General features: G+C 63.8%; 15 protein-coding genes and 1 pseudogene. 8 read left to right on the top strand and 8 right to left on the bottom strand.

The window, feature by feature from the left end; all coding sequences use genetic code 11:
* Nucleotides 1-120: 120 nt before the first annotated feature.
* The 3 genes from E3O22_RS00080 to E3O22_RS00070 form a co-directional block, all read right to left on the bottom strand.
* Nucleotides 121-867 (bottom strand): dihydrofolate reductase family protein, encoded by a 747-nt coding sequence (locus E3O22_RS00080; protein ID WP_134395307.1) that lies wholly within the window; start codon nt 865-867, stop codon nt 121-123.
* 231 nt (nt 868-1,098) lie between these two features.
* Nucleotides 1,099-1,395: a HigA family addiction module antitoxin gene (locus E3O22_RS00075; RefSeq protein WP_370448420.1), complete on the bottom strand. Its 297-nt coding sequence runs from the start codon at nt 1,393-1,395 to the stop codon at nt 1,099-1,101.
* Between the two features lie 9 nt (nt 1,396-1,404).
* The gene (locus E3O22_RS00070; protein WP_304988615.1) at nt 1,405-1,737 is read right to left on the bottom strand and encodes a type II toxin-antitoxin system RelE/ParE family toxin; all 333 of its coding nucleotides are present in this window, start codon (nt 1,735-1,737) and stop codon (nt 1,405-1,407) included.
* Between the two features lie 957 nt (nt 1,738-2,694).
* On the opposite strand from E3O22_RS00070, the gene E3O22_RS00065 reads away from it, so the two are divergent.
* Entirely contained in the window at nt 2,695-3,666 is a 972-nt protein-coding gene (locus E3O22_RS00065; RefSeq protein WP_134395304.1) for a DUF2188 domain-containing protein, read from the top strand.
* A gap of 278 nt (nt 3,667-3,944) precedes the next feature.
* On the opposite strand, the gene E3O22_RS00060 is transcribed toward E3O22_RS00065, so the two are convergent.
* Entirely contained in the window at nt 3,945-4,538 is a 594-nt protein-coding gene (locus E3O22_RS00060; protein ID WP_134395303.1) for a DUF6036 family nucleotidyltransferase, read from the bottom strand.
* Between the two features lie 2 nt (nt 4,539-4,540).
* Entirely contained in the window at nt 4,541-5,119 is a 579-nt protein-coding gene (locus E3O22_RS00055) for a helix-turn-helix transcriptional regulator (RefSeq protein ID WP_134395302.1), read from the bottom strand.
* A gap of 238 nt (nt 5,120-5,357) precedes the next feature.
* On the opposite strand from E3O22_RS00055, the pseudogene E3O22_RS00050 reads away from it, so the two are divergent.
* Together E3O22_RS00050 and E3O22_RS00045 are read left to right on the top strand one after the other, a co-directional pair.
* Nucleotides 5,358-5,576: pseudogene (locus E3O22_RS00050) on the top strand (histidine phosphatase family protein); the annotation flags it as partial.
* A 264-nt stretch (nt 5,577-5,840) separates the two neighbouring features.
* On the top strand, nt 5,841-6,149 hold the full coding sequence (locus E3O22_RS00045; protein WP_134395300.1) for a hypothetical protein: 309 nt from the start codon (nt 5,841-5,843) through the stop codon (nt 6,147-6,149).
* A gap of 210 nt (nt 6,150-6,359) precedes the next feature.
* Here E3O22_RS00045 and E3O22_RS00040 read toward each other — a convergent pair whose 3' ends face one another.
* Nucleotides 6,360-6,608, bottom strand: coding sequence for a hypothetical protein (locus E3O22_RS00040; protein ID WP_134396027.1), 249 nt, complete (start codon nt 6,606-6,608; stop codon nt 6,360-6,362).
* Nucleotides 6,609-6,693: 85 nt separating this feature from the next.
* Between E3O22_RS00040 and E3O22_RS00035 the strand changes: the two genes are divergently transcribed.
* Nucleotides 6,694-6,987 carry a hypothetical protein gene (locus E3O22_RS00035; protein ID WP_134395298.1) on the top strand — a complete coding sequence of 98 codons (294 nt, stop codon included), beginning with the start codon at nt 6,694-6,696 and terminating at the stop codon, nt 6,985-6,987.
* On the opposite strand, the gene E3O22_RS00030 is transcribed toward E3O22_RS00035, so the two are convergent.
* On the bottom strand, nt 6,953-7,537 hold the full coding sequence (locus E3O22_RS00030; RefSeq protein ID WP_104100433.1) for an XRE family transcriptional regulator: 585 nt from the start codon (nt 7,535-7,537) through the stop codon (nt 6,953-6,955). The two genes, E3O22_RS00035 and E3O22_RS00030, sit on opposite strands and share 35 nt — an antisense overlap.
* A 102-nt stretch (nt 7,538-7,639) precedes the next feature.
* Between E3O22_RS00030 and speB the strand changes: the two genes are divergently transcribed.
* From speB to E3O22_RS00010, 4 genes are read left to right on the top strand one after another with little or no spacing between them, the layout of a single operon-like run.
* Entirely contained in the window at nt 7,640-8,638 is a 999-nt protein-coding gene (gene speB, locus E3O22_RS00025; RefSeq protein ID WP_134395297.1) for an agmatinase, read from the top strand.
* A gap of 42 nt (nt 8,639-8,680) precedes the next feature.
* Entirely contained in the window at nt 8,681-9,076 is a 396-nt protein-coding gene (locus E3O22_RS00020) for a nuclear transport factor 2 family protein (protein WP_104194493.1), read from the top strand.
* A 29-nt stretch (nt 9,077-9,105) separates the two neighbouring features.
* Nucleotides 9,106-10,482, top strand: a complete 1,377-nt coding sequence (locus E3O22_RS00015; RefSeq protein ID WP_134395296.1) for a cytosine permease — start codon at nt 9,106-9,108, stop codon at nt 10,480-10,482.
* Nucleotides 10,463-11,143: a cyclase family protein gene (locus E3O22_RS00010; RefSeq protein WP_134395295.1), complete on the top strand. Its 681-nt coding sequence runs from the start codon at nt 10,463-10,465 to the stop codon at nt 11,141-11,143. The genes E3O22_RS00015 and E3O22_RS00010 overlap by 20 nt, the downstream gene beginning before the upstream one ends.
* A gap of 175 nt (nt 11,144-11,318) precedes the next feature.
* Here the strand turns inward: E3O22_RS00010 and E3O22_RS16180 are convergent.
* Nucleotides 11,319-11,521, bottom strand: a 203-nt coding sequence (locus tag E3O22_RS16180) for a hypothetical protein (RefSeq protein ID WP_134397060.1), incomplete at its 5' end; no start/stop codon positions are given.

Raw genomic sequence — 11,521 nt, 5'->3', positions numbered from 1 at the left:
GTGTTCCGGGTCGACCCGGCCGACCCCGCGCCCGAACGTGATGACGTGCCGAACGAGTTCGCCGAACGCGGCGTTCTTGCATGGGCAGATACCTTCGCGAGCGTCTGATCGACCGCGTCGTCACAACGTTGGCTGACACCTATCCCACCTTCGCAAACAGTGACGACGAGTGGATGACGAGCGGGATCCCCACCACGCCGTTCGGCGTGATCGTCTCCACGGCACTGTCCGGCTGCTGATCGCCGTTAGGGCCCACAAAGTGACCCCTAACGTGCCCCGCGCACCGCGTACCGCGTACCGGTGCATCGTCACTCCTTGGTCGAACGAATCCTGTTCCAAGAGGTCGAGCTCGAGAGGCTGGTCGAGAGCGTCGAAGAGCTGCCGGTCGGCTCCGAGCACGACAGGGTGCGTGAACAGCCAGAGCTCGTCGAGCAGGTGAGCCCGCATCAGCTGGGTGGCGAGGTTCGCGCCACCGATGCCGATTTCTCCGTCCGTCTCCTGTCGCAGCACGGCGAGCTGTTCGATCGCGTTGTCGTCGCCGATGATGCGCGTGTTGTGTTCGGCCGTGGTGCGCGTGCGCGAAACGAGCACCTTGGGTTTGTCCGTCCAGATCTCGCCGTACTCGCGCAGGAAGCCCGGAAGGGATTCGTCTGTGCGAGCGTTCGGCCAGAACGGATCCATCATCTCGTAGACTTTGCGGCCCTGAACCATCATCGCCAGTGCCCGCGCGCGAGCGTTGAATTCGCGATGCAGCGGCTCGCCCAGGCGGATCCAACTGGGCCCTCCGATGTCACCGTGCTCACCCACCTCGCGCTCGATGAAGAGATCAAGCGAGACATTCATCCAGTAAACGAACCGGCCGGCCATGACCACTCCCTTCGCCGAGCCACGATTGCAGGGGCGCCTACACGCTAGCTTTTTGAATTAGCGCTGGGCGGGCTCGGCACCACCCTACAACTCGCCCCCGGCTCCACGGTGACCGCCTTTAATGGTCCGCAAGTCGGACCTCGACGGACGCAGATTCAGCGCCAAGTCGCGAAGATTCCGAAGTCTCGGGGGAGTGGTGTTGGGGAACCCTCAGTGGGCGCATCGGCCTCGCTAGGCGCTCAGGAGTGACCGGATCTGGTTGAGCTCTCCCGCGTGAGCAGCAAATTGTACGTCAAGGTCGTATCGGGTCTGGAGGTTCATCCAAAATCGGTCAGTTGTGCCGAGTGCTCGTGCCAGCCGAAGGGCGGTGTCCGGGCTGATACCTCGTTTGCCATGAACGATCTCGTTGATGCGGCGCGGGGGCACGGCGATCGCCTGGGCAAGACGGTATTGGCTGATGCCAAGCGGAGTGAGGAATTCTTCGAGAAGAATCTCGCCGGGGTGAATGGGCTCGTGTGCGGCAGTCACAATATCTCCTCAGTGATAGTGGGTGATTTCGACATCTATTGGCCCAGCGGGTGTCCACGTGAAGCAGATGCGCCATTGGTCGTTGACGCGGATGCTGTGTTGGCCGTTTCGGTTGCCCTGCAGCTGTTCGAGACGGTTGCCCGGTGGAACGCGCAGGTCATTGATGGTTTCAGCGGCGTCGAGTATCAGTAGCTTTCGGTTCGCGATTCGCTGCAAGTCGGGGCCAACCTTGCGCACATGGACCCGCTGCCAGACGCGCTCAGTGTCGTTTTCTGCGAACGTCTGGATCACACGATTAGCATAACGCTCAGCGTTATTACCGTCAATCGTTATCAAATCCATACAGGGCACGAGGACGCCCGCGACACCAATGGCAGGCAGAGGCAACCGCGCCGCCCCGTAGCTCAACAACGCTGTGCGGCGGACTGCCAGATCTGTGCCATCGAATCTGCCGCGTGGCAGGTGTTCGGCCCGGCCCTTACTTCTGGTCCTCGAGTAGGCGTTCAGAGCCCATCACTTACCCATCAGAATCGTTCTTGGCCGACCGAAATCGACCGGTTAGAATTGGCGTCAGTGAACCGCCCGGTTCCCTGTAAGCACAAGGGAATCCGCGAGTCTTCCGAGTCATTCGGCGAAGGGTGGATGGCGGCTCAGTCATCTCTGGACGGGCTAGTTCTTCGAGCACCTTAGGCAACGTCGGCGGCGATGGCGGGTTTGGAGATGTAGAACTCGCGGGTGATGGCGGGTGATGGCGGGGGATGAGTGGCCGAGCTGCTGGGACGCTGTTTGGGTGTCGACCCGCTCCGAGATCAGGGTCGCCACCGTCTTGCGGACCGTGTGCGGTGACCCAGTCCAGCCCGGTGTCCTGGCGGATTTGCCGCCACCGGCGCGTCGACCTCGTCGATGAGGGGGCGAGCTGTCCTCCGACCTCGAGCAACACGCCCTCGGCGTCGAGGGTATGAACACGAACGAGAAATCTCCTTCCTCCCCGTCTCCCGCGTCCCCGTCCCTCGAGGCGTGGGGTTGGAGGCGACGATGGACATCGGCCAGCTGGTCTCCTCCCTTGGGATTCCGGTCTTGACGGTCTGAGACTGGCTCGTCCACGGCAGGGGACCGGCCGCGGCAAGCATCTGCGTAGAAGCGGCCAAAAGCCGGGGACGGTTCACTTTGTCCGTCGCGGTACTGATGATGCCGATTTGGCGGTCGTGGATCTGCGGTCATACGCTTTCGCGCAATCCTTGGCTCTGGCGCAGGCACCACGTTCGGCGCATACTTCGGTCAATCACGACCTGGAGGTAATTGATGGACAGCATCCGTGTAGTCACCCCTGGTGTGCACGTGCCCAAATGGGCCCTTCGAAGCTCGTTTAGCCCCGACACGACGATTTCCACACACGCCACCCAAAGCGACGCGATCGCCGCAGGCCGCAAGAGCCTCACCCCAGGGGGCGGTCTGATCAGAGTATGTGGTCTGGATGGGCAACTGCGGAGCAATATTCGCGCTCCGGCACAACAGCAACAGGATACGGGCCCCTTGCCAGATAGCGCGCCGAGCAAATCGTCGGCCGACCCCGGGCCGCCACTCGTCGCTGGAGCAAATATTGCGTTCTCGGTGTTGGCCAATGCCAGCGGGGAGACACACGACGCTAACGAAGACGGCCGCGACGACGGTGAAGCAGCACTGACGAGCCTGCTCGACACAAGGGACGGGAGTCCCGCGAACCTCTTTTTCAAAGGGACGGGCCAGGGCATCAATTTGACACTGAGCGTCGTGCTGCCAGCCCTGGCCGCGTTCGGCGTCGTCTACTTGCAGGGAGCGGAAACGCTTGGAGCAACATACTGGACGGTCTACCTCGCGACTATCGCCTGGTCCGGTGGAATTTCGGTCGCCACCTTCGTCGGAATTCTTGGCCCAGTCGGATGGAGTGCGGGTCACTATCTGGCCACAATCGGCGGAGGCTTCGGGGTTTCCAGCGTGCTTGCCGGTGTCGTCGGAGGACCGACGATAGCGACGCCCACGGCGTTGGCCTCGCCCGAGCTGTACCGGATCTTCGCGCCGATCCCGAAGAATCGAGAGGGGTTCCTCGCGATAGCGTTCATGCTGCTCGCGATTGTCATCTGGTACGTGGCAGTCGCAGGCGTCGCCACCTATGGGCTTCTGGGATTGTTCCTTGGCGCAGTAGTCGGGGTAGCGATTGGGTGGCAGGCCGCTCACCGTGTCAAGACCACCCTGATGAGGCAGGCGCAGCTACCCGGTGCTTCGCCGAGTTAGCGCAGGTCGCTTGGGCGAAAGGACCTTAGCCAAAGAATCCTGCGGTGGCCGGCTCGCTCATCGACTCGACTCCGAGTACCCGCCGACTAATCGGTGACCTTCGGGTGATTCGCCCTGACCGGTCAGCCGCGGCGGCCGAGCAGCTCGTGCGCGGTGCCGGCATCCCCCCGAACCGAGATCGCCCCTCCACTCGGTACCGTGACCACTGCGCCGAGCCACGAGTACCGGTCGTCACTTGCTGCGTTGCCAGATTGGCGACAACATTCGTTTCTGGGTCGCTAGTTGCTCCGGGACGGTCCCAGTTCTGGAGCCGGCGGGGCTGCGGGCACCGGTGGCAGTCCTAGATGAAAGATGTCATCCAGTATGTCGAATGCCCGTGGTTGGAGTATTTCCCCGGGGAAGTACTCCTCGAACAATTCCTCCGCCTCGTCCGCGGAATTGATGCCGACCAGAGCAAGCAGGACCGCGATGTCGTCGTCATCGCGGCCGGGCCTGGAGGCCTTGAGCTTCATGGCGAGCAGACACTCAGGTGAGGCCACCCACACGGACACACATTCATCGTCGTAGAGGGATTCCCAGCCGGGGTCCTTCGCGATGGGGATGTATGTTTCCGCGTGGGTGTTTAGCCAGTCGCCACCCCACCCTCGGTCGTCGGCGATCTCGAGGGCGTACTCCAGTGCTCGGGCAGAGGGATGGATCTTCGCGTCGATATCGTCGGTGAGGCCACGATCAGGGATGTATCGAAGGGACAATGCGGCGCCTCCAATGAGATACACAGCGGTGCTCTGACCGTCGCCATGCAGACGTTGGACAAGGTCGTGGAGGCCGTCGATCAGGTCGGCTCGGCCAAGACGGTTAGCGCTCTGCGGCATTCTTAGACACTCGCCAGGACGGACTTGTCTAGCGCTATGTTGCGACGGGAGAACTCTGCCGGCACGTTCTCATCCCGAATCGTCCTCGTGTAGGCGCTGCCTGAAAGGATCGTTCGCTGTGGCACGGCACGACTGGGGGACTCAACCCACTGAGGGATAGGGAGTCCATCCCGTCGAAGCCAGTACTCGGAGACCGCTGCCAGGGCGGCGTCCCACAGCACGGAACCAGTCGGCTCAGGCTCGTTCGCTGCAAGGACGACACGCGTGACGCCGTCTTCAGCCGCCAAATTGTCACTGAACTGGATGAAGCTTCGAAACGCGGACGGCACATCACCACTCGTGAGTTCGTCGCGGATTGCAGCACCAGCTTCTAAAGACCCTGCTCGGCGGGTAGGCACCACGCCCAGGCGGTTGCCGGTGGCGAGCAGCAGCTTGTCCAGTGTTGCTGCGCTTGGCTCACGCCTCCCATTCTCGATGTGCGAGAGAGCCGGCACAGAGGTTTGGGCGCGCTTAGCGACGACTCCTTGCGACAGTCCCTGGGTGCGACGAATTGAGCGAAGGAAAAGCGATGATGCGGTCATAATCTCACCTCATAAGTTTACGTATCCGATAATAGCACCGCAGTCGTCTGCGTAGACAACGCAATGCCCTCGTTGAAGACATGTTCGCGGCAACGCGGTGGGCCGAAGACTATGCGACCGGGCGCGCCGAGGTCGAGGAGCTTGCCGCCGAACCCGTCGAGCCGACATGCGTCATCTGACCCGTTGAACGCCTAACCAGAACGATCGCCGTGGACGCGGGAGATGTTCACATGAACACGTCTTGGCCCGGCAGCGATGTCGAAATGTCGCCCTGATCGCGCACGGCCATTTCCTGCGCATTCTCACCGCCGTGTACCTGAGGATGGCCCCTCGATTCGGTGCTCAAATCACCCTGGATGCTGGATCAGTCGCCCTGCTCAGCTTCTACCGTGAGCAGCCGGCCATCTTGTCGTGGAACTACGGAGCCGAACTGCCCTTGGTGCCCTCAGAGTCCTAAGTTGCGACACAAGGTGCTGAAGGACTTGGGATCGCGGTGCCGACCGCGACGGTTCAAACGGTCATCATTTACTAATCACATTCATCTCGATTCGACCCAATTAGACGAAGTACAATTGGGGGCAGTGAACCGCCCGGTTCCCTGTACGCACAAGGGAATCCGCGAGTTTGCGAGATATTCGGCGAAGACAGAATTAAGGCCTGAGCCTTCAAGGGGTCGCAGGTTCTAATCCTGTCAGCCCGGCCGAAGGGTGCTCCCGAGGTCGTGTTGTCGGTTGTCCATCTCAAGGATGAGCACCATCTCGTGTTGCGCGGAGCGGTCGCCCTCGACGGCTCGGGCGCCGGAGCGCCCTACGACTTCACGTGGGCGTTTGTCCTTCAACCTCGAACCGACGGGTCGACGCGGCTTGTCGTTCGCGAGCGGTACGCGTACCTCACCGACTGGGCCAAGGTGCACGTGGAGCCGATCGAGATGGTGAGCTTCCTCATGACCGAGCGTATACTCCGGGGCATCCGGGACCGTGCGGAGCATTCTCCCTCGCGCACCACCTTACGGTCGCCGAACCATCGTTGATCGATTTTTATTGAGATCTCTGTTCCTGGCGATACTGGGAAGGGGACGGGACGACCCCGTTGCTGATGAAGCCGGGAGAGAGTTAGAGGTCACTCGCTCCCGTTTCTGGCATCCGACCGCGGCGACGCTACTGTTTGTCGCTGGCCTGGGTCCGCGGTTTTGATCCGGTTTCTGCGCCGTTCCTGAACGCCCACGCAGAACNCTAGGAAGTCATCGTGTCTTGCTGGAGAAATCGTTCGGGTCGAGACCGGCGATTCGACGCGCATGGTCTTGGAGTGCTTCTTCGCTCACAGTGTGTCCAGCATCTGCGAATCGTTCACGCAGCGCGTCGAGGACTTGGTGTTCGCTGTGGCCGGCGAGGTCAGCTTCCTCCTGTGCGAGAATCCCCGCCACCTTGTCCTCGTCCGATTGAGAATGCTGGTCTTGGATCGGTTCATTCTGTGTGCCGTCACCATTCATGCTGCTCCTCCGATCTCAAGGGTTCTGTTAGCAAGCCTAACGTTCAGAGTGAGACGCGGACAGGCTTTAGCGTGAAGCGGTCGACGTGGACCCGGATGTGCTGCGGGCGGCCGAGTTCGACTTCGCCGGCCCGAGCGTCGCCTTCGAACGCGTCGACGAAGCTGTGGCGGACCACCGCGCTGCGGAAGGGACGAAGTGGATGACCGGCCTCGGTCCCGACCTGGACAGGGTTTTATCTGCCGGGCTCCTGGATGCCATCAGCGGATTCCTCAACGATTTCGGGGCGGCCGCGCCCCTGCCTGCGCTGATCTGCGCGCTGGGGTTCGAATACGACGCGGTCTCGGTCAGGCCGAGCCGCTCCACGGCGCGGGCACGATGACCCACAGCACGACGGCTGGCTCGCCGCCCTCGACCTGCCAGGTGTGCGGCTCTCGACCGGGGAAGGTCAGTGCGTCGCCGGCGTGGACGGCCACGGTGCGACCGGCGAATCGCACGGTGAGTGATCCCGAGACGACGTGGAGCGCTTCGACGTCGCAGTTGATCGTGTACAGATCGGTCCCGCCGTGCGCGTCCGGCTCGAGTTCTGATCGCAGCAGCTGAACCCGCTCCTCGCCGCGCGGCGACATCAGTCGCTCGTCGGCGTGCACTCCGCCCAAGTTGATCCGCGGAGCGTCGGCGTACGCGACATGGTGAACGTCGGGCTCGGCGAAGAGCGCTCCGACGGGCAACGAGAGCACCTGACACAACTGGACAAGCGTTGCCACGCTCGGTGACGTCTCGTCGCGCTCGACCCGGCTGAGGAAGCCCTTGCTGAGGCCCGTCGTCTGAGCGACCTGGGCGAGTGACATGCCCTGAGCGGTGCGCGCGGAGCGCAGCTTGGCGCCGATGGGTGTCGCGGTGCCTTCGGCGGTGGGGTGGATGGCGCGCACAGTTCCTCCTCGAAGCTGCTCACACATTCGTCCTTGACGATCTGCACGGGGCAGCGTAAGGTAGCGCTGAAGTTGTCTATAGCGTACCGAAAGTTGTCAAATATGCAACCGTTCAGCAAAGATGCTACGGATGAGCCCCGCGGGCCGGTGGACGCGAGTGTCGTGCCCCGGTTTGCCGGAATCGCGACCTTTGCGCGACTCCCGCGGCTCGACGAGGTCGAGCGGGCAGACATCGCGATCGTCGGGATTCCCTTCGACAGCGGAGTGAGCTACCGACCCGGTGCTCGGTTCGGCCCCGCGCATGTGCGCGAGGCCTCGCGCCTACTGCGACCGTACAACCCTGCGCAGGACGTCTTCCCGTTCGACGCCCAGCAGGTCGCCGACGCCGGCGACATCGCCGCGAACCCGTTCGACATCGCTGCTGCCGTGGCCGAGATCGAGGCGGGCGCGCGCCAGCTCAGCGAGCACGCCGACCGACTAGTCGCCATCGGCGGAGACCACACGATCGCTCTGCCGCTGCTCCGCGTCGCGCACGCGCAGCACGGGCCCGTCGCGGTATTGCACTTCGATGCCCACCTCGACACGTGGGACACGTACTTCGGGGCGCCGATGACTCACGGGACCCCCTTCCGGCGGGCGTCCGAAGAAGGCATCATCGACCTGACCGCGAGCATGCACGTTGGAATTCGCGGCCCCCTGTACTCGAAGGACGACCTCGAAGACGACGCCCGGCTCGGCTTTGCGATCGTCACGAGCGAATTCGTCGAAGAGCACGGCGTCGCGGCCGCCATCGAACGCATCCGCGCCAGAGTCGGAGACGCGCCGCTCTACATCTCGATCGACATCGACGTACTCGACCCCGCCCACGCGCCGGGAACAGGAACTCCGGAGGCGGGCGGGCTCACGAGTCGAGAACTACTACGGATGCTGCGTGCCCTGGCCGACCTGCGCATCATCGGCGCCGACGTGGTCGAAGTCGCCCCCGCGTACGACCATGCCCAGCTGACCGCTGTCGCGGCCAGCCACATCGTCTACGAGCTGCTGAGCGCGATGGCGCCTGGGGTGACCCACCCCGACCGACAAAGCCCCGACCTGACGTAGAAGTCCCGAACCCGACCGACAAGCCCGACGCAGGAGACACCCATGACACTGCCCACCCCAACGGACGAAGAAGTCCGTGCCGCGGCATCCGCCATCGTCGAGGCGTTCGCCGCCACCGACGGCCCGCGCTACTTCTCACTCTTCGCACCTGACGCAACCTTCGTCTTCCACACCGAACCTGCGCGAATCGAGGACCGGGCTGCCTACGAAGCCATGTGGGAGGAATGGGTGGGCGGCGGCTGGAGCGTGCAATCCTGCGCATCGAGCGCGGCCGCGGTGCAGGTGTTTCCCGGCGGAGCCGTCTTCACCCACTCCGTCAGCACGAGCGTGAGCACCGCGGACGGACCCATGTCTTACCGGGAGCGCGAAACGATCGTCTTCCGGTCTGATTCTGCCGGTCTCATCGCCATCCACGAACACCTGTCACCCCAGCCCTGACCAGTCCCTATTCATAGAGGAGCCCAAAGATGTCGCTCTACACCCTTCTTGAACGCCGACTGGACACCAACTCAGATGACGCGGGCCCGGTTCGCGGAACCTACTCGCTCGGCCGCGTGCTCATGATCTGGCTGGCCGCGAACCTTGTGGTCACCACCCTTCTGACCGGCACGCTCTTCGTGCCGGATGTGCCGTTCGGCCTCGTCATCGCTCTGATCGTGGGCGGAACGATCGTCGGAGCAGCAGTGCTCGTGACGGTCGGTGCGATCGGAACGCGCACCGGCCTGCCGACGATGGCAATCACGCGCGGACCGTTCGGGACGCGCGGGAGCCTGCTGCCGGTGGCCGCCAACGTGGTCATCCTCATGGGCTGGAGCTGGGTGCAGGCGATGCTCGCCGGGATCGCCCTCAACTACATCGTCGCGTCGATGACCGGGTTCTCGAACCCCGTCATCTTCGCGGTGCTCTGCCAGACGATCGTCGTGATCCTCGCGATCTTCGGCCACGCCGGAGTCGCTCGGGTGGAACCGTGGTTCGCCGCGGTCATCCTCGCGATCGCCGCCTACATCTTCGTCGTAGCGTTCTCTACGTTCCCGCCGGCAGAGTTCGCGGCCATCCCGGCGACGCTCGAGCCGTTCTACTCCCCGGGACTGGCGTTCGATGTCGTGGTCGCGACCGCCATATCGTGGACGGTGCTCTCGGCCGACTTCAACCGCTTCGCATCGACGACCCGCGCGGGCGTGGTCGGCTCGGGAATCGGTTACACCCTGTCGACGGTGATCTCGATGACGCTCGGCGCGAGCGCGATCGGCTACGTCGTCCTGCGGGGCGGCGACGCGATGGCGTTCGACCCTGTGACGATCATCGAACCCTTCGGCACCCTGTTCGCGGTCGCGATCTTCCTATCCGTGATGGCGACGAACACGATGGTCGTCTACGGCATGGTCACAAGCGTGGTCAACGCGCTCCCTGGCCGCCGGGTGAAGTTCCTGCCCACCGCGATCGTCCTCGGGCTCATCTCGATCATCGGTTCGACCTTCTTCGGTCTGCTGGCCCAGTTCACGACCTTCCTGGTCACGATCGGTGCCCTGTTCGCACCGATCTTCGCGATCATGATCGTCGACTACTACATCGTCGCTCGCGGCAGCTACAGCGCCGACATCCTGAAGGCTCAAGGCGGTCGCTACTGGTACACCGGCGGCATCAATTGGCTCGCTGTCGCGTCGTGGGTGGTCGGTGCGGTGTCCGCCTACGTGTGGGCGTACGTGTGGCCGCTTCCGTTCGGTGCGACCGTTCCCGCATTCCTCCTGACCTTCGCCGTGTACTTGGCCTTCTCGCTCGCGCGCCGCAGCAAGACGCCTTTCGAGCCCAGCCAGCACCTCGCCGATGCCGACACCCCTCGCTGACGGCCCTGGAGCGCCGCCGCGCACGGCGCTCCGGGACCTCACCCACCCGATCACCGACGGGATGCCGGTGTATCCCGGCGACCCGGCGGTCCACGTCGACGCCGCGCTGGACCTCGACCGCGACGGGGTGGCCGTGACGGGGCTGCGAATGGGGTCTCATACCGGGACGCACATAGATGCGCCGTCCCATACCGTCCCCGGCGGCCGGACAATGGCCGATGTGGCCCTCGACGAGCTCCTCGGCGACGCGCTGGTGGTGCGGGTGCGAGCGCTCGCCGAGGGCGAGGTATACGGGTGGGACCGGCTGAATGCGGAGCATCCGCTACCGGATCGATTGCCCCCGATCGTCGTGATCGACACGGGCTGGGCGCGGTGGTTCGGCGACGCCCGCGCAGTGCGGCATCCGGCCCTCGATGCCGGTGCTGCGAGCGAGCTCGTCGCTCGCGGGATGCGGATCCTCGCGGTCGACACGCTGAGTCCCGACCCGACCGGTACGTCCTCGGCCGCCTTTCCCGTGCACGAGGTCGTGCTGGGCCGCGGCGGGCTGATCGTCGAGAACCTCTGCGGACTGGATGACCTGCCCCCACAGGTACGGATCGGCTTCTTCCCCCTGCGACTTGGCGGCGACGGGGCGCCGGTTCGCGCGGTCGCCTTCGTCTGAGGCCGAGCAGCGAATGAATTCGCGCCTCGCGCTGGGTCAGATCGGGAGTCAGTGGTCAGGCGCTGGCCTTCCTGGAGGAAAAGAATGAGGGCTGCGGAGGAAATGGAGTTCAACCCTCACCGCCGATCCGCGCCCTGCTGGCTTTCGTAAACAGCCCACCAAATGTCCCGGAAACTCAAGGGTTTCCGGGACTTTTTTGGTTAAGAGATTTGACTACCCCATCACAAACCCATCTTTTACTCCTCCCGGGAGCCGCTGAGACGGCCTCTTCGGCCTCCTCGTCGGGCCGGCCGAACAGCTTGACGAGGGTGGCGCCGGGCGCGGAGAAGCGCTCGGTCATCTGCGTGCTCATGGCGGAATTGTGGTCGGCGGCCTCGC

The sequence above is a fragment of the Cryobacterium sp. TMT2-18-2 genome (assembly GCF_004402245.1).
Taxonomy (GTDB): Bacteria; Actinomycetota; Actinomycetes; order Actinomycetales; family Microbacteriaceae; genus Cryobacterium; species Cryobacterium sandaracinum.
Note: the sequence above shows the minus strand (reverse complement) of the source record. Positions and strands in the feature narration are given on the sequence as shown.